Origin of the sequence: Paenibacillus luteus, from assembly GCF_006542765.1 — a bacterium.
GTDB classification, from domain to species: Bacteria; Bacillota; Bacilli; order Paenibacillales; family Paenibacillaceae; genus Pristimantibacillus; species Pristimantibacillus luteus.
Genome location: NZ_SKCD01000055.1, coordinates 16997 through 39028, shown reverse-complemented (window position 1 = coordinate 39028; position 22032 = coordinate 16997). Strand labels below are relative to the sequence as shown.

At 48.7% G+C, this 22032-nt stretch carries 19 protein-coding genes and 1 tRNA gene; 3 read left to right on the top strand and 17 right to left on the bottom strand.

Translation table 11 applies throughout. From position 1 onward, the window contains the following. Positions 1 to 83: 83 nt before the first annotated feature. Complete coding sequence (locus E0496_RS28885; RefSeq protein WP_141505289.1) at positions 84 to 806, top strand: copper homeostasis protein CutC; 723 nt, start codon at positions 84 to 86, stop codon at positions 804 to 806. Positions 807 to 884: 78 nt separating this feature from the next. Here E0496_RS28885 and E0496_RS28880 read toward each other — a convergent pair whose 3' ends face one another. From E0496_RS28880 to E0496_RS28835, 10 genes are all read right to left on the bottom strand, one after another. Further along, positions 885 to 1085 (bottom strand): cold-shock protein, encoded by a 201-nt coding sequence (locus E0496_RS28880; protein WP_028609190.1) that lies wholly within the window; start codon positions 1083 to 1085, stop codon positions 885 to 887. A 259-nt stretch (positions 1086 to 1344) separates the two neighbouring features. After that, positions 1345 to 4389, bottom strand: coding sequence for a ribonuclease R (gene rnr / locus E0496_RS28875; RefSeq protein WP_141505288.1), 3045 nt, complete (start codon positions 4387 to 4389; stop codon positions 1345 to 1347). Between the two features lie 170 nt (positions 4390 to 4559). Further along, the gene (secG, locus tag E0496_RS28870; protein WP_053373228.1) at positions 4560 to 4796 is read right to left on the bottom strand and encodes a preprotein translocase subunit SecG; all 237 of its coding nucleotides are present in this window, start codon (positions 4794 to 4796) and stop codon (positions 4560 to 4562) included. Positions 4797 to 4893: 97 nt separating this feature from the next. Continuing rightward, positions 4894 to 5661: a sugar phosphate isomerase/epimerase family protein gene (locus E0496_RS28865; RefSeq protein ID WP_141505287.1), complete on the bottom strand. Its 768-nt coding sequence runs from the start codon at positions 5659 to 5661 to the stop codon at positions 4894 to 4896. A gap of 131 nt (positions 5662 to 5792) precedes the next feature. Beyond that, positions 5793 to 7085, bottom strand: coding sequence for a phosphopyruvate hydratase (gene eno / locus E0496_RS28860; RefSeq protein ID WP_138756339.1), 1293 nt, complete (start codon positions 7083 to 7085; stop codon positions 5793 to 5795). A gap of 25 nt (positions 7086 to 7110) precedes the next feature. Further along, positions 7111 to 8652, bottom strand: a complete 1542-nt coding sequence (gpmI, locus tag E0496_RS28855) for a 2,3-bisphosphoglycerate-independent phosphoglycerate mutase (RefSeq protein ID WP_141505286.1) — start codon at positions 8650 to 8652, stop codon at positions 7111 to 7113. Between the two features lies 1 nt (position 8653). After that, positions 8654 to 9412, bottom strand: coding sequence for a triose-phosphate isomerase (gene tpiA / locus E0496_RS28850; protein ID WP_141505285.1), 759 nt, complete (start codon positions 9410 to 9412; stop codon positions 8654 to 8656). A 40-nt stretch (positions 9413 to 9452) separates the two neighbouring features. Beyond that, complete coding sequence (locus E0496_RS28845; RefSeq protein WP_141505284.1) at positions 9453 to 10637, bottom strand: phosphoglycerate kinase; 1185 nt, start codon at positions 10635 to 10637, stop codon at positions 9453 to 9455. A gap of 169 nt (positions 10638 to 10806) precedes the next feature. Further along, on the bottom strand, positions 10807 to 11811 hold the full coding sequence (gene gap, locus E0496_RS28840) for a type I glyceraldehyde-3-phosphate dehydrogenase (RefSeq protein ID WP_076270744.1): 1005 nt from the start codon (positions 11809 to 11811) through the stop codon (positions 10807 to 10809). Between the two features lie 88 nt (positions 11812 to 11899). Then, a complete protein-coding gene (locus E0496_RS28835; RefSeq protein WP_141505283.1) occupies positions 11900 to 12949 on the bottom strand; it encodes a sugar-binding transcriptional regulator in 1050 nt (349 codons plus the stop codon). Positions 12950 to 13282: 333 nt separating this feature from the next. On the opposite strand from E0496_RS28835, the gene E0496_RS28830 reads away from it, so the two are divergent. Both E0496_RS28830 and clpP read left to right on the top strand, forming a co-directional pair. Then, a tRNA-Arg gene (locus tag E0496_RS28830) sits at positions 13283 to 13357 on the top strand. Positions 13358 to 13549: 192 nt separating this feature from the next. After that, positions 13550 to 14134, top strand: a complete 585-nt coding sequence (clpP, locus tag E0496_RS28825; RefSeq protein WP_169091151.1) for an ATP-dependent Clp endopeptidase proteolytic subunit ClpP — start codon at positions 13550 to 13552, stop codon at positions 14132 to 14134. Between the two features lie 518 nt (positions 14135 to 14652). On the opposite strand, the gene E0496_RS28820 is transcribed toward clpP, so the two are convergent. From E0496_RS28820 to E0496_RS28790, 7 genes are all read right to left on the bottom strand, one after another. Continuing rightward, positions 14653 to 14922 (bottom strand): HPr family phosphocarrier protein, encoded by a 270-nt coding sequence (locus E0496_RS28820; protein WP_028609180.1) that lies wholly within the window; start codon positions 14920 to 14922, stop codon positions 14653 to 14655. A gap of 207 nt (positions 14923 to 15129) precedes the next feature. Beyond that, the gene (whiA, locus tag E0496_RS28815) at positions 15130 to 16059 is read right to left on the bottom strand and encodes a DNA-binding protein WhiA (protein WP_141505282.1); all 930 of its coding nucleotides are present in this window, start codon (positions 16057 to 16059) and stop codon (positions 15130 to 15132) included. Positions 16060 to 16065: 6 nt separating this feature from the next. Next, positions 16066 to 17052: a gluconeogenesis factor YvcK family protein gene (locus E0496_RS28810; RefSeq protein WP_139993996.1), complete on the bottom strand. Its 987-nt coding sequence runs from the start codon at positions 17050 to 17052 to the stop codon at positions 16066 to 16068. Positions 17053 to 17064: 12 nt separating this feature from the next. After that, entirely contained in the window at positions 17065 to 17952 is an 888-nt protein-coding gene (gene rapZ / locus E0496_RS28805; protein ID WP_139993994.1) for an RNase adapter RapZ, read from the bottom strand. A gap of 99 nt (positions 17953 to 18051) precedes the next feature. Continuing rightward, positions 18052 to 19002 carry an ROK family glucokinase gene (locus E0496_RS28800; RefSeq protein WP_141505281.1) on the bottom strand — a complete coding sequence of 317 codons (951 nt, stop codon included), beginning with the start codon at positions 19000 to 19002 and terminating at the stop codon, positions 18052 to 18054. 184 nt (positions 19003 to 19186) lie between these two features. Further along, the gene (gene trxB, locus E0496_RS28795; RefSeq protein ID WP_141505280.1) at positions 19187 to 20134 is read right to left on the bottom strand and encodes a thioredoxin-disulfide reductase; all 948 of its coding nucleotides are present in this window, start codon (positions 20132 to 20134) and stop codon (positions 19187 to 19189) included. A 20-nt stretch (positions 20135 to 20154) separates the two neighbouring features. After that, complete coding sequence (locus E0496_RS28790) at positions 20155 to 21906, bottom strand: tetratricopeptide repeat protein (RefSeq protein ID WP_141505279.1); 1752 nt, start codon at positions 21904 to 21906, stop codon at positions 20155 to 20157. Positions 21907 to 22032: the final 126 nt, after the last annotated feature.

The window sequence follows — 22032 nt, the reverse complement described above, 5'->3', positions numbered from 1 at the left end:
ATTGTAACAACTTTAAGAACGGAAATCAAGGCGGCGCTCAAGCGCTCCTATCCGAAAGCCTGATATCCAAAAGGAGAATAGCCATGCTTCTTGAAATCATTGCTACGACAGCAGATGAAGCGGTTACAGCTGTCACGCACGGCGCAGATCGCGTAGAGCTAATCTCTGCCTTTGATCAGGGCGGACTTAGCCCAAGCGAGGCACAAATCACCTCCGTGCTTAATGCTTTGAATAAGCTTGAACAAACCATTCCTAACCATAAAACGATTCCCGTACATGCGATGATCAGACCGCATAGTAAGTCCTTTGTATATGGCCAGGCCGATCTCAACGAAATGGTCCAGCAAATAGCAAAAATGCGCTCTCTAGGCGTCCACGCTTTTGTTCTCGGCACGCTGGACGCGAATGGCATGATTGACACCGTTAGCATGGAGAGACTGCTGGAGGCTGCTGGTGACCGTCCTGTTACTTTTCACCGGGCCTTTGATGAAGCAGCCGATCAAGAAGAAGCTCTATTTACGCTCATGAAGTATCCCCAAATCAAGTGGATATTAACCTCTGGAGGACAGCCTAGTGTGCTGAATGCGGTTGACGAAATCAAACGATTAATTGAGCTAAGCAGCGATCATGGCATAACCATTATGCCTGGCAGCGGGATTTCAATTGCATCCCTGCCAGACTTCATATCGGCAACAGGAGCAAGGGCCGTGCATCTTGGAACAGGAGTTAGAACCGGAGGTGTCCACTCGCCTATTGATGGTTCTCTTGTGATGCAAGCATGCCAAGTCTTAAAGCCATTCCTTTAGAACTAAGATAGTATCACGTACAAAAAAACCGCCTTCAACCCGAAGGCTAAAGGCGGTTTTATTAACGTTCGTAAGCTACTACAGCTTTACAACGTTTTCTGCTTGTGGTCCACGGTTGCCTTGAACAACGTTAAATTCTACGCGTTGTCCTTCTTCAAGAGTTTTGAAGCCTTCGCCAGTGATTGCGGAGAAATGTACGAATACATCGTTGCCGCCTTCAACTTCGATAAAGCCGAAACCTTTTTCTGCGTTAAACCATTTAACTGTACCTTGTTGCATGTGTAAAAACCTCCAAAAAAATAATATTAATATGCGCCTGGTTTGTCTTTAAACAAAAAATTCACACATTGGAAAGGGTTTCATGACTATAATGACACCCTTTTCAATATGTGAATTCAGGTTCATATTATCGATTGATTAGAGTGTACTATACCCAGAATTAAAATGCAAGTGACGAGCTTAAATATATTTTCCCATTTTGCCCAGTTCGCGGCGACTTCCAATTCTGTATCAGAACGGAAATCGCCGCCATTATTTTCTATTTGCCGTTTTTGCGAACGAAGGCCGCTGTAGCGTTGCCACCGCTCTTGTTTTTCCTCTTCCGCTTGCTTTTCTCGGGGCTTGCAGCGCTGCCTTCTGCTATAGGAGCAGCAGCATTTTGCTCCCCGTTAAACACACCGCTCTCCGAAGTACGCTTCCGCTTCGGAGCGCCGCCGCTACCCTCGTTCCGCCACTTCCCCGCTCCACCGCGGCCATTGCCGCCTGGCCCGCCGCTGCTGCGGATGGGCAGGCCCCACATATCCGTGCGCCCGCCGCGTCCGCCTGCGCGCGACTGCTCACTGCCTTGGCCCGGCGACGTATTCGCCTCTTGCCCTGGCCCACGCTCCGCCGGCGCATTTCCGCCGCCGCTTACGTCAGCGCCGGCTTCGCCTGCGCCACCCCGGCCGCGCCGTTTGCCGCCGCGCCCGCTATCAGGGGCATCGATCCGCCACGGGTTGGCTTGCTCGACAATGCCGACTACGCTGCGGTCGACTCCGCTGCTAAAGCTGTCGCGCCGCCCTTTCCCGCCGCGACCCTTGCCACCGCGGCCGCCCGCGCTCGCGCCGCCCCGGCCCTCTGTACTGCCCTTGCCGTTTTGTTCATTCCCGCCACGGCTCCGGCCATCCGGCCCTGCACCAGCTCCGCTTCCTCCGCGAACCGCGCTGCTCTGATCATTTCCTCCACGACTCCGGCCATCTGCGCTTGCACCAGATCCGCTGCCTCCGCGACCTGCACCGCCTTGGCCATTGCCTCCACGCCCTCGGCCATCCGAACTTCCGCCGCGGCCTTTGCCACCGCGATTGCCACGATCACTGCTTCCGGCGCGTTCACCGAAGCCACCGCGCTTCTTGCCGCCGAAGCTGCTTGGAATGCCCTTGCCGCTGCGCGGCTTCATATCCACAAGCTCAAAATCAATCGTATGCTCCGTCATGCTGACACGAGTCACACGTATCTTTACCTCATCGCCAATTCGGTATATTTTCGAAGTGCGCTCGCCGACCAAGATCATATGCTGCTCATGAAAGTTGTAATAGTCGTCCGACATATCGCTCAGTCGAATCAAGCCTTCAACGGAATTGTCTAGCTCAATGAACATGCCGAAGCTCGTTACGCTGCTAATAATGCCTTCAAACTCTTCGCCGACCTTATCCAGCATGAATTCGCATTTCTTCAGTTGCTCAGTATCGCGTTCAGCATCAACCGCTACGCGCTCCCGTTCAGAGGAATGCTGCGCAATTTCCGGCATCCTTGCCGTCAATGCCTCATGACGAGCTTGGGTCAGTTGGCCTTTGCCTTCCAGTACCTCGCGAATGACCCGGTGTATAACCAGATCCGGATAGCGGCGAATTGGCGATGTGAAATGGGAGTAGAACTCAGCCGCAAGGCCAAAATGACCAAGGCTCTCCGCATCATATTTCGCCTGCTTCATGGAACGAAGCATGACCGTTGAGATGACAGTCGCTTCCTTTGTGCCACGAATATCCTCAAGCAGCGTCTGCAATGCCTTCGGATGAATCGTGTTGCCCTTGCCTTTAACGGTATAACCAAAGTTAGCTGCAAATTGCACAAAGTTCAGCAGTTTTTCCTGGGTAGGATCCTCGTGAATTCGGTAAAGGAACGGAACACGAAGCCAGTGGAAATGCTCAGCAACCGTTTCATTAGCAACAAGCATGAACTCCTCGATGATCTGCTCGGCTACCGACCGCTCGCGCTTAATAATATCTACCGCTTTGCCATTGTCATCTACGATGACCTTCGACTCTTGAAAATCAAAATCGATCGCACCGCGCTTCATCCGCTTCAAGCGAAGTCGCATAGCAAGGTCTTCCATCAGGCTAAAAGTATCCAGCAAATCCGCATAACGCTCTTTGAGCTCGGTTTGCGGCTCCTCAACGCTCGCCGTCAGTATTTTTTTCACATTAGTATAGGTCATCCGCTCTTTCGTACGGATTACGCTCGTGAAAACGTCGTGACGCACGCGTTTTAGGGTATCCGCATCAAATTCCATCTCGCATGACAGCGTCAGGCGATCAACCTGTGGATTGAGCGAGCAGATCCCGTTCGATAAGCGGTGAGGCAGCATCGGAATAACGCGGTCAACCAAATAAACGCTGCAGCCCCTCTGGTAGGCTTCTTGATCGAGCTGCGAATTTTCTCTTACATAATAGCCTACGTCAGCGATATGAACCCCTAGCAAATAATTGCCGTTCTCCAGGCGCTTCACATGAACCGCATCATCCAAGTCCTTGGCGTCCTCGCCATCAATCGTCACAATAACCTCTCCGCGCAAGTCGCGTCTACCCTGCTGGATAATCTCATCGTCGGTAATGGAGTCAGGCGCGGCTTCCGCTTCGGCCATGACTTCTTCAGGGAAGCCTTCAGGCAGCTGGTGCTTGCGAATGATGGACAGGATGTCTACGCCCGGATCATTCTTATGTCCCAAAATTTCGACAATTTCCCCTTCGGCCGCCGAACGGCCTTCCGGATAGGAAACGATTTTCACGACAACCTTCTGGCCGGATACAGCTCCTTGGTAACCACCCTTCGGAATAAAAATATCCCGGTTAATCCGCTTGTCATCCGGCACAACGAAAGCATATACATCGTGATCCTCGAACGTTCCGACAATTTGTGTGACTGCGCGCTCAACGATGCGCACAACCTCACCCTCCATACGACCGCCATGCTCGCTTCTGGTCGTAACACGAACGAGGATGGTGTCCCCATTCATCGCGCTCTGCAAATCATTGGCGTGCAAATACACATCCCCGTGGTCCTTCTCATCCGGGATGAGAAAGCCAAAGCCTTTGGCATGCGATTGCAGCTTGCCGCGCAGCAAATTCATCCGTTCCGGCACGCCGTAATGGTCATTAGGCGTACGAATGATTTTTCCCGAGTCCTCCAGTTGATTCAGCAGTTTAAGGAACTCCTTAAACTCCGCTGCATCTACGATACCAAAATGCTTCTCCAGCTCTTGGTACGTCATCGGCTTATAAGCCGTTTCTCTCATAAAATCAAGCAGTTCCTGCTCGTAGTTGATCATTATAATTTTTTCTCCTCATAAACCTGCCCATGCGCTCTGGCGTCATTTGCGACAGTTTGATAGATTTCCATATACCATGTAGTATACACGAAATGGAAGCCCCGCATCCGCGAATCTGTTGAAAATACAAAAAAAGCGAGGGATATCCTCGCTTTCTGCGTGTGTGTCAGTTATTGTTTTACGAAGTAAGAAACAACAAGCGCCAATATAAAGAAGCCAACTGCAAGAACAACTGTCAAACGCTGCAAGAACAAATCCAAACCGCGCGCTTTCTGTTTGCCGAACAGGTGCTCAGCGCCGCCCGTGATTGCTCCGGACAAACCTGCACTCTTACCTTTTTGCAACAATACGACAGCAATTAGGCCGACAGAAAATATAACGAGCACGATCTTCAATAAGATTTCCATTTATTCCACCTCCAGCATAGGAGCTCCGTAAAAACACGTAAATCGAGTGTACCATAGCTGGGCACAAATTACAATAGGACAACCCATAATACCAGCATTATGCAAAGCCAAGGGATTGTAAAAACGCATAATTGTTTTCCGCGCTCTCAAGCGATCCGCAATCGAACTGCTCCTGTTCCACAATCATGCAGGATATGCCGCTTAAATCGGCGGTGCTTAACAGCTGTTCATAACCAACCTCGCCCTTTCCGATCTCTGCATCCTTTCTTCCTTTGGAAAAGTCCTTGAGATGCACGAGCGGCACTCTTCCTTTATGTTTTTGTAAATAATCAGCTGCTTTATATCCAGCCAGGTGCAACCAGCCCAAATCAAACTGCATCACCATAAGTTCCGCAGGCACTTGCTTCAGAATAATATCAATGACAGGCTGCTTTTCGACTAACTTAAATTCAAAATCATGATTATGATAACCGTATTTCATCCCCGCGTCCTTCACTTGCTTGCCGCATCTCGTCAGCACATCCACTAAATAGTTTACATTATCCATGGTTGGCTGCTCCGGCAGCGGCCCCCACGGCGTAATGATGTAGGAAACACCCAACTCTTTAGCATATTCGATCTGTCCTGCAAAATCCGATTCCATCTGCTGAGTATTACTAAAGTTAATGGGTACATGCACAGAGGGGACCGTTAGACCGAGCTCCTCAAGTTTACTTTTCAATTCAATGGCTGGCGTTTTAAAATAACCCGCAAATTCGACTGCTTTATAGCCGATTTTCGCCACCTTTTCCAGTGTGCCTAAAAAATCAATCTCTGTCTGATCTCTAACCGAATACAATTGAAGGCCTATCACTGGTTTTGCCATCCGAACACCGCCTAATCGTTTCATGCTTTTCCTGCTCTTAATGTCCTACGTTTGCAAGTGATCTATGCCTGTTAAGAAAAAGAAGGGTGTGCCCTGGGGCACACCCTTCTTTCCTATACGCATATCGCATATTATTTAAAGTTTTTCAAGTTGTAGAAAGCCGATTTGCCCGCGTACTGAGCTGTCGAACCAAGTTGGTCCTCAATGCGAAGTAATTGGTTGTATTTTGCAACGCGGTCCGTACGGGACGGAGCGCCTGTTTTGATTTGACCAGCGTTTGTTGCAACAGCGATATCAGCAATTGTGCTGTCTTCGCTCTCGCCTGAACGGTGAGAGATAACTGCTGTGTAACCAGCGCGTTTTGCCATTTCGATTGCATCGAAAGTTTCAGTAAGCGAACCGATTTGGTTAACTTTAACCAAGATCGAGTTGCCCACGCCTTTATCGATACCATCAGAAAGACGCTCTGTGTTCGTAACGAATAGATCGTCACCAACAAGCTGTACTTTGCCACCAAGCTTCTCAGTAAGCAATTTCCAACCATCCCAATCGTCTTCGGAGCAACCATCTTCGATTGTGATAATTGGGTATTTGTCAGCCCATGAAGCAAGAAGGTCAACGAACTCAGCAGGTGTGAACGATTTGCCTTCGCCTGCAAGCACGTATTTGCCGTCTTTGAAAAATTCAGTCGAAGCAACATCCATACCGAGGAATACGTCTACGCCTGGCTTGTAGCCTGCGCGCTCGATAGCAGAGATGATTGTTGTGATTGCTTCTTCGTTCGAACCAAGGTTAGGAGCGAAGCCGCCTTCGTCGCCAACAGCTGTGTTAAGACCTTTGTCATGCAATACAGCTTTCAGGTTGTGGAAGATTTCAGCGCCGATACGTAGCGCTTCTTTGAAGCTTTCAGCACCGACAGGAAGAACCATGAATTCTTGAACGTCGATGTTGTTGTCCGCGTGCTCGCCGCCGTTGATGATGTTCATCATTGGTACTGGAAGCACTTTAGCATTGAATCCGCCAAGGTAAGTGTAAAGAGGCACATCAAGAGCGTCAGCAGCTGCGCGAGCGACTGCCATCGATACAGCAAGAATCGCGTTAGCGCCAAGCTTTGCTTTGTTAGGAGTACCATCTAGCTCGATCATTTTACGGTCGATAGCCACTTGATCAAGAGCGTCAAGACCGATGATTTCAGGAGCGATTTCTGTGTTTACATTTTCAACGGCTTTCAAAACGCCTTTGCCAAGGTAACGGGATTTGTCGCCATCACGAAGCTCAACTGCCTCGTAAGCGCCTGTGGAAGCGCCGGATGGAACGATTGCGCGGCCTTTGCCGCCAGACTCAAGGGATACCTCTACTTCTACTGTTGGATTTCCGCGGGAATCCAGCACTTCGCGTGCGTATACATCAACGATAATTGACATGAGAGAAAACACTCCTTTTAAGGTTTTATTTTGGGTTAATTAAGGAAACGCCTGTCATTTCTTTCGGTTTGGCCAGCTCAAGAAGTTCAAGAAGCGTAGGCGCGATGTCGGCAAGAATGCCGCCTTCGCGAAGCGTCTCGCCTGCTTTTGTTACGATAAGCGGAACAGGATTTGTCGTATGCGCCGTAAACGGACGGCCATTCTCGTCAAATACCATATCAGCGTTACCATGGTCAGCCGTAATGATGCAGACGCCGCCTTTGGCAAGCACCGCTTCCACTACTTTGCCCAGGCATTCGTCTGTCGCTTCTACCGCCTTGATCGTAGGCTCCAGCATGCCGGAGTGCCCCACCATATCAGGGTTGGCGAAGTTAAGAATAATCGCGTCATGCTTGTCTGATTCGATCTCGCGAACCGTAGACGCGGCAAGCTCATACGCGCTCATCTCCGGCTGTAGGTCGTACGTTGCAACCTTAGGGGAATTAATGAGTACGCGAGTTTCGCCTGGAAGCTCATGATCGCGTCCGCCGCTAAAGAAAAACGTAACATGCGGATATTTTTCCGTTTCAGCCGTACGCAGTTGTGTCTTGTTGTTTTGCACGAGAATTTCACCAAGCGTGTTATCCAGGTTCTTTGGTGAATACGCAACGAATCCGCCTACGGTTTCACTGAATAACGTCAAGCAGACGAAATACAAGTTAACCGGGTGATTCTCGCCACGCTCGAAGCCGCGGAAATCCTCATTCGTAAACACTTGGGACAATTGAATCGCGCGGTCAGGGCGGAAATTGAAGAAAATAACCGCATCCTCGGATTCTACAAGGCCGACTGGCTTGTTTTCTCCGTCTATAATGACCGTTGGCATAACGAATTCATCATAAACCGATTTCTCGTAGGATTCAACCACCGCTTGAATCGGATCATAATATTGCGGGCCTTCGCCGTAAACCATGGCGCGATAGGATTTCTCAGTACGCTCCCAGCGCTTGTCGCGGTCCATCGCATAATAGCGGCCTTGAACCGTAGCGATGCGGCCTACGCCAACCTCTTCGATCTTCGCTTGCAGACGCTCAAGGTAACCTTTGGCGCTGTCTGGAGACACGTCGCGGCCATCGAGGAAAGCATGGATATACACTTCCTCAAGCTCCTCTTTCTTTGCCAAATCCAGCAAAGCGAACAAGTGCTCAATATGGCTGTGTACGCCGCCGTCAGAGAGCAAGCCGTAAAGGTGAAGCTTCTTGCTGTTTGTTTTCACATGACGAACTGCGCCAAGAATCGTTTCATTCTCGTAGAACTCGCCATCACGGATCGATTTGCTGATACGCGTCAAGTCCTGATACACAATGCGGCCTGCGCCGATGTTCAAATGGCCAACTTCGGAGTTGCCCATTTGACCTTCCGGCAAGCCAACGGCTTCGCCGGAAGCCGTTAGTGTCGTGTGCGGGTAAGTAGACCAGTAACGGTCGTAATTCGGTTTGTTTGCTTGTGCTACGGCATTGCCGACAACATCATCACGCAAACCGAAACCGTCAAGGATAATAAGCGCTACAGGTTTTGGAGAAGCCATATTACTTGGCCCCCTCGACCAGTGCAATATAGGATGCAGGCTCTAGACTCGCGCCGCCAACAAGTGCGCCGTCGATGTCCGCTTGACCCATATATTCAGCAACGTTGTTAGGCTTAACACTGCCGCCGTATTGAATGCGAACCGCGTCTGCTGTTGCTTGGTCATAAAGGCCTGCAATTACGCCGCGGATGTATCCGATAACGTCCTGTGCATCTTCGGAAGTCGAAGATTTGCCCGTTCCGATTGCCCAGATTGGTTCATATGCAACAACAACTTCAGCTGCTTGAGCTGCGGAAATGCCTTGGAAAGCCGCTTCCGTTTGCACTTTGCAAACATCCTTCGTTTGTCCTGCTTCACGCTCTTCCAGCTTCTCGCCTACGCAGACGATTGGCAGCAAGCCGTTTTTGAAGGAAGCATGAACCTTTTTGTTCACGATCTCATCGGATTCTGCAAAATAAGCGCGACGCTCGGAGTGGCCGATAATCACGTATTTCACGCCAAGATCCTTCAGCATCACGCCGCTAATTTCACCTGTGAATGCACCGTTGTCTTCAAAGTGTACGTTTTGCGCTCCAATTGCAATCGAAGTGCCTTTTGCTGCTTCAACAAGTGCCGGAAGCGTTGTGTAAGGTGCGCAAATCACGCTCTCTACACCGTCAACCTCAGCTTTGCCTTTCACTTCGGAGAAAAAAGTGACAGCCTCGGATACTGTTTTGAACATTTTCCAGTTACCAGCGATAATCGGTTTTCTGTTGCTCATGCGTAATCCTCCTCAAAACTATTTTATTTGGGTAAAGCTATTATTTATCGTTAAGAGCTACAACGCCTGGAAGCACTTTGCCTTCCATGAACTCAAGGGAAGCGCCGCCGCCAGTCGAGATGAAGTCCATTTTATCAGCCAAATGGAATTTCTCAGCTGCTGCTGCGGAATCGCCGCCGCCGATCACTGTGTAGCCTGTTGTTTCTGCACATGCGTTAGCAACGGCTAGCGTACCATGCGAGAATGGCTCGATTTCAAATACGCCCATCGGACCGTTCCAAACAACCAGTTTGGAGTTTTTGATCACATCAGCATAAAGCTCGCGTGTTTTAGGTCCGATGTCAATGCCTTCCCAATCAGCAGGGATGCTGTCTACGTCAACGATTTGCGTGTTAGCCGTAGCGCTGAAATCGTCAGTTACTACGATATCGACAGGGATCAAGAAGTTTTTGCCTAGTTTTTTAGCTTTCTCGATGAACTCTAGAGCAAGATCAAGCTTGCTGTTGTCTACGAGCGATTTGCCGATTTCATGGCCTTGTGCTTTGAAGAAGGTATAAGACAAGCCGCCGCCGATGATGACGTTGTCGGCAATTTCAAGCATTTTGTCGATAACCGCGATTTTGTCTTTTACTTTGGAGCCCCCTACGATTGCTGTGAAAGGGCGCTCAGGGTTGTTCAATGCTTTGCCTAGTACTTCAAGCTCTCTCTCCATAAGAAGGCCAGATACAGCTGGAAGAATATGAGCAATGCCTTCTGTCGATGCATGCGCACGGTGAGCAGCGCCGAAAGCGTCGTTTACGAACAAGTCAGCAAGTTTAGCGAATGCTTTTGCCAATTCCGGATCGTTCTTCTCTTCGCCTTCGTAGAAACGTACGTTTTCAAGCAGCAATACGTCGCCGTTGTTCAAAGCCGCTACTTGCGCTTCTACTGCTTCGCCAATCGCCTCGTCTGCTTTGGTTACTTGCTTGCCAAGAAGCTCGGATAGACGAGCTGCGGAAGCCGTATGGCGAAGCTCTTCTACTACTTGACCGTTCGGACGGCCCAAGTGACTCGCAAGAATAACTTTAGCTCCTTTTTCGATCAGGAAATTAATCGTTGGAAGCGTTTCGCGGATACGTTTGTCATCTGTAATTTTACCATCTTCGAGCGGCACGTTGAAATCAACGCGAACAAATACCCGTTTACCAGCCAGCTCTGCAACATCACGTACACTTTTCTTATTCATCAATGAAACCTCCCGGATAATTGGTATGAAACGGTATAGATATAGGACAAAAAAAAGAAGGGCGTTCCTTCAAAGAAGAAACGCCCTCATGATTCACGACTCTAGAAGCCGCAAACCATAGACCTCTGCTCCGCATGCGCGAAAGCCGCGGTCCGTCCGCCTTCTTTGCTTACAGACCTTTGCTAGCAATGTAAGCAGCAAGATCAACTACGCGGTTCGAGTAGCCCCACTCGTTGTCGTACCAAGAAATAACTTTAACCATGTTGCCTTCAACAACCATAGTCGAAAGACCATCGATTGTGGAAGAAGCAGGGTCGCTATTGTAGTCGCTTGAAACAAGCGGCAATTCGTTGTAGTTCAAGATGCCTTTAAGAGGACCGTCAGCAGCTTCTTTCAATGCTGCGTTAACTTCTTCAACCGTTACGTTAACTTTAAGCTCAGCAACAAGGTCAGTTACGGATACGTTAGGCGTAGGAACACGCATAGCCATACCGTTCAATTTGCCTTTAAGCTCAGGAAGAACAAGTGCAACAGCTTTCGCTGCGCCAGTGGAAGAAGGAATGATGTTCTCAGCAGCTGCACGAGCACGACGCAAGTCTTTGTGTGGAACGTCAAGTACGGATTGGTCGTTTGTGTACGAGTGAATAGTAGTCATCATACCTTTAACGATTCCGAATTTGTCGTTCAATACTTTTGCGAAAGGCGCTAGGCAGTTCGTTGTACAAGAAGCGTTGGAAATAATGGTATGTGCCGCAGCGTCGTATTTATCTTCGTTAACGCCGATAACAACTGTAATATCTTCGTTCGTTGCTGGAGCGGAGATGATAACTTTTTTAGCGCCGCCTTGCAAGTGAAGCTCAGCTTTTTCTTTAGCTGTGAAAATACCAGTGGATTCAACTACGATTTCAACGCCTACGGAGCCCCAAGGAAGGTCAGCTGGGTTGCGCTCTGCAAATACTTTGATTTCGCGTCCGTTTACGATAAGCGCGCCTTCTTTTGCTTCAACAGTACCGTCAAGTTGACCGTGAGTTGTATCGTATTTAAGAAGATGTGCCAGTGTTGCAGTATCCGTAAGATCGTTTACTGCCACGATTTGAACATCAGGGTTGTTCAGTGCTGCGCGGAATACGTTACGGCCGATGCGACCAAAACCATTAATACCAACTTTTACCATTTTTGTTTCCTCCTAAGCGATTTAAAAGATTATTTTATATATTTCAAGATGTTTTGCCAGTTACGTATAAGCTGCTGATAGCAAATCATCATGATTCCGTATTGCTTTTCTCTTGCTCGATTAAGGCTATCATCTCTAAAGCTGCTGCTTCGTCTGTGATAAGAACATCGTTATGCCCAAAGCGCATAATCGCCGCTATGGCTTCGCCTTTGCTCTTCCCGCCGGCAACCCCGATAACAACTTCAGTGTTAACAATATCCTCTAGCCGTAACCCCACCGTCTGCATTTTGTGCACAACAGCGCCCTTCCGGTCAAAATAAAACCCGAATGATTCTGCGAGCGCACCTTCCGCTTCCATGGCGTCTATAATTTGTTGATCCAGCCGCCTGCGCCTTGCCATCACCATAGCATCCCCGATTCCATGTACAACGATGCGAGCACTGCGGATAACATCCACAATCTCCTTGATGTTTGGTTCCTGCATAATGGAGGAAAATGCTTCCTGCCCTAGATGATCAGGTACGTGCAGAAGCCTGTATTGCGCTCCTGTGCGCTTTGCCATCATAGAAGCAATGGTATTGGCCTGATAGTCCAAGCTCTCTCCTAGGCCGCCTCTGGCCGGTACGAATAGGTTCGTGTTGAGCTGCGAGGAGCTATTCAGCTGGCTCGACAACTGCGCGATGGTCGTTCCGCCTGTAACAGCCACAACATCGCTTGGCTGCATTAGCTTGCTGAGCACTTGGCTTCCGGCACGACCCAGCTCTCGCTTCGTCTGTGCGGAGATCTCCGAATCACCTGCTACAATGACGACCTGCGTCAAGCCGTAATGGCTGCGGATCGTTTCCTCCAGTTCGAATAAACCGAACATCGTTTTGTAGAAGGGTTCGAGCTGTTCTAATAATTGCTTGCCTGAATCGCTAATTCGCATGCCCCCCGAATGAATCTCGAGCAGACCCTGCGTTTTCAGAAAATCGGTCTCCGCCCGAAGCATTCGCTCCGTCATCGATAATGCCGACGCCAGCGTACGGCGCCCGATTAAATCCGACAGCATCACCCGATGCAATATCGAATACCGTTTCTTCATGACGTCGAGCAGATCCGGTACAAGCTGCTGCTGCAGTTCAACGATCTGACGCATCTCTCATCCTTCACTCCATCGGCCTATAGCGTATTCGGTTCAACCTACACTGGACTGATAATGTCCCGCGGTATCATTTCAAGTCCCACCTTTATTTTATCGGAAATAAGCGCAGGAAGCAAGAGCCGTTTTGCCCGTGAAAACGATTACGGTCACATTTTTCACAAATTTAATTTTACAACTCCCCTTGCTTTAGAAACTTAATTATCATATAATAATTTTTGCGACTATTTTCAAATGGCGGAAGGTACTGACTTATCATTAAACCATTCCTATAAATGTCCGCAGAAACATTAGCCTTCTCAGCTTGTTGACCTACACCTTATACACTTTGCGCCCGTGGTCCAATGGATATGACGCAGCCCTCCGAAGGCTGAGATCTAGGTTCGATTCCTTGCGGGCGCGCCACAACAAACTTTCAGCCGACTCGGCTTGCAACTCCTATATTGATACTTAAGAACCGTTCCTATTCATTGGAACGGTTTTTTTGTTCCAAAAAAGACTTGTTTGACTATCTTTGACTTTTGCTTTTTCATCCGTTATTATGAGAATACGATTTAACCATTCATTGTTTTATTGAGGAGGGGGCTTACGTTGGATATGAATTTCGTTCCTATGGTTATTGAGCAAAACAATCGGGGTGAGCGTGCGTATGACATTTACTCTCGCCTGTTGAAAGACCGCATTATTTTTCTAGGTTCCGGTGTAAACGACGTGGTGGCCAACTCCATCATCGCTCAATTGCTATTCCTGGCCGCAGACGACCCAGAGAAAGACATTTCTCTTTATATTAACAGCCCAGGCGGTTCGATTACGGCAGGCATGGCTATTTATGATACGATGCAATACATTAAACCGGATGTTTCCACCATCTGTGTCGGCATGGCAGCTTCCATGGGTGCTTTCCTGCTTACGGCAGGCGCGATCGGCAAACGCTACGCGCTTCCGAACAGCGAAGTCATGATCCACCAGCCGCTTGGCGGAGCAGAAGGACAGGCGAGCGATATTGCTATCCGCGCGAAACGCATCATCGGCATGCGCGACAAACTAAACGGCATCCTTGCGGAGCGCAGCGGACAATCGCTTGAGCGCATCGAGAAGGACACGGACCGCGATTACTTCATGAGCGCGGCCGAAGCCAAAGAATACGGCTTGGTCGATAAAGTAATCGAGAAGCTTGCTTAACCAGCCACACACGAAACGGGGCATTTCCAAGGTCTTTATAGACCAAGGGAATGCCCTGTTTTTGCTTTTTGCGGTACATTTGAATAATCATCTCTGATGCTAAGTGAGCGTTGTATGTAGCAATGGATGTGATGATATCAAAACTTTGCTATTTACGTTGCTTGATGTGTTATATAGAAAAAACATTTCAGGTTGTGTGTGCGATGCTAATTATGTTGTACACAATCATTGATTCACAATGGTAATTATAGATGTAGTATTTCATTTACAATAGTATGGGTCAATGTTCGTGATGTTTTACCTCTGAATGATTATTAGTCATCTGAAAGTTTATTGGTCATACCAACTGTCAGCCTAAGCAAGCAGGGACCCAATATACCCCCAAATTAGAGTACCACCGACTGTACTACTTACAACTTGCCTTTCACCCAAAGTCCTACAACAGCAGCCAATAAAATTAAAAAAAGCCACCCTAGGTCTCTAGGACCTTGGACGGCTTTTGTTTAATTGCGAATGAATTATTGGTTCTCCAGCTCTTCTTTGCTTACTAAAGCGACTAAAGCGTTTACAGCCTGTTCTGCGTCCGAACCCTCTGCACTAATGGATACTTCAGTGCCTGAGCTGATCGCCAAGCTCATAATACCCATGATGGATTTTGCGTTCACTTTTTTGTCGTCTTTCTCTACAAATACTTCGGAGGAAAATTTGTTCGCTTCTTGTACGAATAATGCTGCAGGTCTTGCATGAAGTCCCGTCTTAAGACGAACAACAACCGGAAGCCTTGTCATGGAAACCATACCCCCTATATTTTACTCAATCATTAGCATGCGGCACAAACGTTAACGGTTCTGTTAACCGTCTTCTGGCTGCAAAAGCTCGTTTCCCGGTCAAAGATAAGTGAGCGTCTGCGTTGATGCTTTGCATTCTTATCTTTTTAAATAAAGTCATTTTGAATTATTATATCATTATACCAGCTGATGCACTAGGAAAAAAGCTCAGACGCCGCGGATTTTTTCCGCAAGTTCGTCGATTTTGCGCAAACGGTGGTTTACACCCGATTTGCTGACCTTTCCCTTGAGCATTTCGCCGACTTCTGTCAAATTCATATCGGGATGCTGCAATCGAATTTCTGCAACTTCCTTAAGCTTATCAGGCAAGCTATCCAGTCCAACCTCACGCTGCAGCAGCTTAATGTTCTCAATTTGCCGAAATGCCGCCCCGATCGTCTTATTCAGGTTCGCCGTCTCGCAATTGACTATGCGATTAACCGAATTGCGCATATCACGCATGATTCGGACATCCTCAAATTTGAACAAGGCTTGATGCGCGCCAATAATGTTAAGGAGCTCGATAATTTTCTCGCCCTCTTTGATATAGAAGATAAAACCTTTTTTTCGTTCAATACATCTGGCATTAAGATCGAATTTATTGGCAAGATCAACTAACGATTCGCAATGCTCCTGGTACATCGACGAGATCTCAAGATGATAAGAGGAGCCTTCTGGATTATTAACAGATCCGCCTGCAAGGAATGCTCCACGCAAATAAGACCGTTTGCAGCATGGCTTGCGGATGATTTCTTTATCGATGCCAAGATTGAACATAAAGCCCTCGGAAACAATCTTAAGTTCACTCAGTATTTCCTGAACGCCGGCAGGAATACGCACGATATACACATTATTTTTTTTGAGCCTCATCTTTTTGCGGACGAGCAGCTCGACATGCACCTCATAATGCTTTTTGAGCAGGGAATAAATCCTTCTGGCTATGGCAGCATTTTCCGTTGAGATGTCCAAAACGACTTTGCGGCTGGATACGCTGACCGAACCATTCATTCGTATGAGCGCAGATAATTCCGCGACCTCACAGCAACTGTCCGCTTCAATTAAAGTCAGCTCTTTTTTTGTTTGTGCCGCAAACGACATGATGTATCACCTCTTTCGTAACATCCAGTTCTCAACTAATTTATAAATATGATGGCTTAACCGTTCGGCGTCATGCCGAAGAAACGTACGAAATAATACAAGTCGGTCCGCAATGACTTCATAACCCTTCTGGGTGACGGCATCTAGGTCCAAATGGACCGCTTTTGCGCCAAGTTCTGCGTATTTACTCTCGATTTGGGGCGGAATCTCCCCATCATTAACGATAACATAGTCAAACAGATGATGCCCGATATGAGCGTGAATCGCATCCAGATGGTCGCCAACCGAATAATTATCGGTTTCGCCTGGTTGTGTCATGACGTTACAAACGAATAGCTTTACCGCTTCCGATTCCACGATGGCATTGGCTAGCTTGGGAACAAGCAAATTAGGAATAATGCTCGTATACAAGCTGCCAGGTCCGATCAGAATTGCATCTGCTTGCTCGATCGCCTCAACCGCCTCTTGAAGCGGCTCCACGTCAGCAGGTTCGAGAAACACTCGCTTAATAATCTTTCCTGCTTTCGGAATCATCGATTCGCCTGTAACAAACGAACCGTCTTCCATTTCCGCTTTTAGAACAATGGCCTGCCCTGCTGCTGGAAGCACTCGCCCTCGTACGGCTAGAACACGGCTAAGCTCGCGTATGCCGGTAACAAAATCACCGGAAATATCCGTCATCGCGGCGAGCATGAGATTGCCAAGACTATGTCCGGCAAGGCCTGGCACTGTCTTAAATCGGTATTGCAGCACCTCGGTAAGCAAGGGCTCCGCATCGGCTAAGGCCATGAGCACGTTGCGAATATCGCCTGGTGGCGGTATCTGCAGCTCATTTCGCAAAATACCGGAGCTGCCGCCGTCATCAGCAACCGTAACGATCGCCGTAATATCAAGCGGCTTTTCCTTAAGCCCCCGAAGCATGACCGAGAGTCCGGTACCGCCGCCAATGACGACGATCTTCGGACGTCTCAGTATCTTATGTCTACTCTGCATTCTCTCACCCCGTCAATGCTTGTCACGTTCGGCATCGCGATGGGTGACACGCACTCGCTCCGTATCACTGCTGCCGAGCATGCGTCCCAGATATTCGGATATAGCAACGGATCGATGCTTTCCGCCCGTACAACCGATGCCGATTACAACCTGACTTTTCCCTTCCTTGCGGTAAAGCGGAATAAGGAATTGGAGCATGTCTAGCAGCTTGGTTAAAAACTGCTGTGTTTCAGGCCATTTCATGACGTATTCGTACACTTCGGGGGTTTGACCGGTATTCGGGCGCAAATGCTCGACATAGTGCGGATTGGGCAAAAAGCGGACGTCATAGATGAGGTCAGCATCAATCGGAATGCCGTATTTAAAGCCGAAGGAAGTTACGTTGATCGATAGACTGTTTTGCTCAAGATTCGTAAAATGGGAAATAATCCGTTCCTTCAAATGTGCCGGCTTCAAAATGCTCGTATCAATAACCTGCGAGGCCCAGCCTTTCAGATCCTCAAGCAGTCGGCGCTCATTTTTTATTCCCTCGAGGGGCATGCCCTCAGGTGCTAGCGGATGTCGGCGCCGACTCTCTTTGTAACGCTGAACAAGCACGGCATCCGTGGCATCCAAAAATAGAATCTCACAGCTGAGCGTATAATGCTCCTTGATATAGGCAAGCGACTCGGACAATGCTGTAAAAAACTCACGACCGCGCAAATCTATCACGAGCGCCACATTTCCAATTTTACCGTTCGATTGCTCGATCAGCTCCGCAAATTTAGGAATAAGAACGGGTGGTAAATTGTCTACGCAGAAAAAACCGAGATCCTCCAGGCTTTGGACAGCAATCGTCTTGCCTGCGCCAGACATCCCGGTAATAATGACAAGCTTCGCTACTGTTGCCGCCGTTTCCATGAATAAACCTCCTACAAGGTTTGCATTCGCAAACCTACTTCGTAAGGATACGCTTAGGTTTGCGTAAGCAAACCTGCTTCGTATTAATAGCCTCTTAAACTATCCTCTTAGAATGAGACCAGCTGCGCCAACAACGCCAGCATTGTTGCCAAGCGTTGCTGCAACGATTTTCACGTTTTCCTTCGCTTGGTCCTGGGTGTACTTCTCGAATACTTCGCGAATTTGGTCAAATAGGAAATCGCCTGCTTTGGACACGCCGCCACCAATGATGAAATATTGTGGATTCAATACAATTGCGATCATCGCCATCGATCTGCCCAAATAATAAGCTGCGCGATTCACGATGCGTGTCGCGACTTCATCGCCTGCTTTTGCCGCATCCAGAACATCTTTAGCCATAATATTCTCCACTTGCGCAAGTGATGTACGATCGCCGCGCTCAACTGCATCATTCGCCATGCGAATAATACCCGTAGCCGAGGACACGGTCTCCAAGCAGCCTATTTTGCCACATCCGCACTGAATAGCTTCCAGATCAGGCACAATAGCCATATGGCCAAGCTCGCCTGCCATACCCATGTAACCCTCTACAATCTTACCTTCTATAATAATGCCGCCGCCTACGCCTGTGCCGAGTGTGTAGCATACGCAATGGTCAATGCCTTTGCCTGCTCCGCCCCATGCTTCACCGAGTGCAGCAACATTCGCATCATTATTTACTTTTACTGTTTTATTCAGCTCTTGCTCCAAATAATCCTTCAAATGGACGTTTTCAATCTTCAGGTTTGGCGCAAATTTGACAATGCCGTTCGGAATGTCAAGGAAACCGGCTATACCAACGCCAACTCCATCAACGTTTTCCCAATCAAAATCAGATTCGATTACGATCTGCTGTGCATATTTTGCAATATTTTGAAGGATAGTGTCCGTTCCTTTACTCGCTTCCGTCGGCCCTTCATACGTATGGAGCAATTGTCCCTCCGCATTGCAAATGCCTACCTTAATAGCAGTCCCGCCGACATCGACTCCAACGTAAATCTTTTCAGACATCACTAGTCCACCTCATCAATATGTTAATCTTCTCTGTAACACTATAAGCGACCTTAACCCTCTGGTCAAGATAGCGCAATTCGGGCAAATGTGCGGCTCTTGGCTATTGAAAAGGCTATACCGTCAAGCATATCGCTCTGCAGGTATAGCCCCCTTCTGTATCTTATGCTGCCTAAGCAAACGATTAAAGCGATTGGCTCCAGTCATGAACAATGGCGCCTTCTAGGTATCTCTCGCAATCCAACGCCGCCATACAGCCGCTTCCCGCCGCTGTAATCGCTTGGCGGTATTTGCTGTCTTGTACGTCACCGCAAGCGAATACGCCAGGGATATTCGTTTCGGAAGTGCCTGGTTTCACTACAATGTAGCCATGCTCATCCGTATCGATTTGACCAGCCAGGAACTTCGTATTTGGTGTGTGGCCGATCGCGATAAATACGCCATCCGTCTCAATAACATCCTCTTCGCCCGTTACGTTGTCGCGAACCTTCAAGCCTGTAACACCCATGCCGCCAGCCACGACTTCAACCGGTGTACGGTTTAGGCTCCAGCTGATTTTCTCATTCTCGCGAGCACGGTCTTGCATGATTTTGGAAGCGCGAAGCTCATCACGTCTGTTAACTAGCTCCACGTTGCTTGCGAAACGCGTAAGGAAATTTGCTTCCTCCATCGCCGAATCTCCGCCGCCCACTACGATAATCTTCTTGCCGCGGAAGAAGAAGCCGTCACACGTCGCGCATGTGCTTACGCCGCGACCGACATTTTCTTTCTCTCCGGGAATGCCTAGGTAACGAGCCGAAGCTCCAGTAGAGATAATGATGCTCTCTCCAACTAACTCTCCATGACCCTCCACTTGGAGCTTGAATGGACGTTCGGACATATCCACGCTGTTGACCCAGCCGGTAATGAACTTAGCGCCAAAGCGCTCGGCTTGCTTGCGCATGTTGGTCATCAGCTCAGGTCCCATAATGCCTTCCGGAAAACCAGGAAAATTCTCAACTTCAGTAGTCGTTGTCAATTGTCCGCCCGGTTCTGGTCCTTCAATAATCAGCGGGCTCATGTTCGCACGGGCCAGATAAATTGCTGCTGTTAGTCCGGCAGGGCCGGTTCCGATAATAATGGATTTGTACATCACATTCACCTCGTAAAAGTTTATTCGTCCTGCAATTCCTGTGCCGCAAATACAGAGCTAAGTGACTTCATCTTCTCTTTAATACCGCAAACCTCGTCAATTACTTTGACGTTTTTGCTTACGGTTGCAATCGAAGTCCCGTAACGCAGCGACACCTCATGGTATGAAATCGCCCGCCTGTGCATTTTGGCTGTCAAATATTCTAACGCTGCTGCCCAGCCTTCCGGCTTCGTCAGCTTTGGAACGTCCGGATACACTCGTGACAAAAACTCCACCCACAAGGTCATCAAATCATGCTGCTGAACCAAATCATATTGCTTGCTCATCCGGCCAAGAGCTGTCTCCACGACTTCCTGCCATTTCTCTTCCCACACCGGCAGCCTCGAAGGAACTCGATTCGGCTCAATAACCGTTTCTTTCCCTTCCAGCACAATCCGTAATGGCTCTTGTACTCCCATCGTACGAAGAACGAAGATCGCAATACGCTTCAAATAATCATCCTCATCCCGCTCCAGCAGGAACGTCTGCAGGACGTCCTTCACTTCGCTGTCAGCAATCATGCCGAGCGCTTGAATGACCTGCAGCTTCGTATGCTGATCGCCATGACGAAGTGCCCAGAAAAACGACGAGCGTACGAGTGGATCACGCTTGAGGTGGTCAGGGATACCGTCAGACGACTTTTCCCACAGCTTGAATTGCTCCTCAAACGGCAAATGATAGTGATAGCTAATGGAAGCTGTGTACTGGCCGCTGCGGACAAGCTCAAGCTGCTCCATATAATAATGCGGAATACCTGATGTGGGATCCAGCTTGATCGTCTGCTTCCATAGCCGCTCCGCTTCCTGCAAACGCCCGATGTTGCATGCAGCCACGGCCGCATAATGAAAAAGGCTTGGGTCCTGGGTTAGCTCCGAATCCTTCAGCAGTCTGGTGAAGTGACGGTAAGCAGCTCCATGCTCTCCTAAGATGCCCATTGTGGTTGCCAGTTTAAACACATGCTCTTGATGAAACGGCACGGTCTTTGCCAGCAGATCCACAAGCGGACGCAGGCTTTCTTCATCATTTTTGTGCTGATAGAAAATAGCTAAATTGCAAAGGGCATGCAAATTGCCCGCTTCTAGGTCAAGCACCTCGTGAATGGTATCCATCGCTTTATCAAACATGCCCATATAGTAATAAGCCAGCGCCAAATTGTTGCGGGCAGCCAAGAAATCAGGCTGACTCTCAATAATTTTTTCTAATATGCGTACAGCTTCTGTAAATTTTCCTTCTTCAAGCAGCGTTCTCGCCAAATCATGCTCAACCATGCCTTCGCGCGATTTGATGTTGGTCAGGCGTGTAGGACGCTCCAGCTCATAGTGCAGCAGGTCCATCATATCCTCTGCCTCATCGAGAAACTGCCCTTCCGAATCCTCTTCCAAATAGCGAATCAGCGAGCCCTCAGCCGCTTCATATTGCTCCATGTTGGCAAAATTATTCGCCATATAGAAATGGCACTCCGTCATCGTCGGATCAAGCTCATCTACAATCCATCCCAAGATCCGGTTCGATTCCTCGTAATTGCCCATTTCCGATAGGATGCCAGCCATATTGCAATGGTTTACCGGGTTTTCCGGCTCGTATTCGACGGCGCGACGAAAATATTTAAGTGCCTTGTCATAATGGAAACGATCGAGCGACTGAACCGCACGTTCGAAGAAAAACGTGGCGTCCCACTGGACCGGTATGACTTTCGTCTGTTGACCTACGACAACACGCTTCTTTTCTTTCACCCGCAAGGCACCTCCCGTTACTTCCGATTTTCTACGATTATACCATAGCCATACCCATCCGAACACGAAAGAATATGTGGGAAAATCGCGGACGGCAAATGCACCACCCGCGATTTCCCGCAGCCT

Bases quoted from the DNA above. Each gene is read 5' to 3' on its own strand.
- E0496_RS28885 (WP_141505289.1), top strand. From the start codon at position 84: ATGCTTCTTGAAATCATTGCTACGACAGCAGATGAAGCGGTTACAGCT.
- E0496_RS28880 (WP_028609190.1), bottom strand. From the start codon at position 1,085: ATGCAACAAGGTACAGTTAAATGGTTTAACGCAGAAAAAGGTTTCGGC.
- rnr (WP_141505288.1), bottom strand. From the start codon at position 4,389: ATGATCAACTACGAGCAGGAACTGCTTGATTTTATGAGAGAAACGGCT.
- secG (WP_053373228.1), bottom strand. From the start codon at position 4,796: ATGGAAATCTTATTGAAGATCGTGCTCGTTATATTTTCTGTCGGCCTA.
- E0496_RS28865 (WP_141505287.1), bottom strand. From the start codon at position 5,661: ATGGCAAAACCAGTGATAGGCCTTCAATTGTATTCGGTTAGAGATCAG.
- eno (WP_138756339.1), bottom strand. From the start codon at position 7,085: ATGTCAATTATCGTTGATGTATACGCACGCGAAGTGCTGGATTCCCGC.
- gpmI (WP_141505286.1), bottom strand. From the start codon at position 8,652: ATGGCTTCTCCAAAACCTGTAGCGCTTATTATCCTTGACGGTTTCGGT.
- tpiA (WP_141505285.1), bottom strand. From the start codon at position 9,412: ATGAGCAACAGAAAACCGATTATCGCTGGTAACTGGAAAATGTTCAAA.
- E0496_RS28845 (WP_141505284.1), bottom strand. From the start codon at position 10,637: ATGAATAAGAAAAGTGTACGTGATGTTGCAGAGCTGGCTGGTAAACGG.
- gap (WP_076270744.1), bottom strand. From the start codon at position 11,811: ATGGTAAAAGTTGGTATTAATGGTTTTGGTCGCATCGGCCGTAACGTA.
- E0496_RS28835 (WP_141505283.1), bottom strand. From the start codon at position 12,949: ATGCGTCAGATCGTTGAACTGCAGCAGCAGCTTGTACCGGATCTGCTC.
- clpP (WP_169091151.1), top strand. From the start codon at position 13,550: ATGAATTTCGTTCCTATGGTTATTGAGCAAAACAATCGGGGTGAGCGT.
- E0496_RS28820 (WP_028609180.1), bottom strand. From the start codon at position 14,922: ATGACAAGGCTTCCGGTTGTTGTTCGTCTTAAGACGGGACTTCATGCA.
- whiA (WP_141505282.1), bottom strand. From the start codon at position 16,059: ATGTCGTTTGCGGCACAAACAAAAAAAGAGCTGACTTTAATTGAAGCG.
- E0496_RS28810 (WP_139993996.1), bottom strand. From the start codon at position 17,052: ATGCAGAGTAGACATAAGATACTGAGACGTCCGAAGATCGTCGTCATT.
- rapZ (WP_139993994.1), bottom strand. From the start codon at position 17,952: ATGGAAACGGCGGCAACAGTAGCGAAGCTTGTCATTATTACCGGGATG.
- E0496_RS28800 (WP_141505281.1), bottom strand. From the start codon at position 19,002: ATGTCTGAAAAGATTTACGTTGGAGTCGATGTCGGCGGGACTGCTATT.
- trxB (WP_141505280.1), bottom strand. From the start codon at position 20,134: ATGTACAAATCCATTATTATCGGAACCGGCCCTGCCGGACTAACAGCA.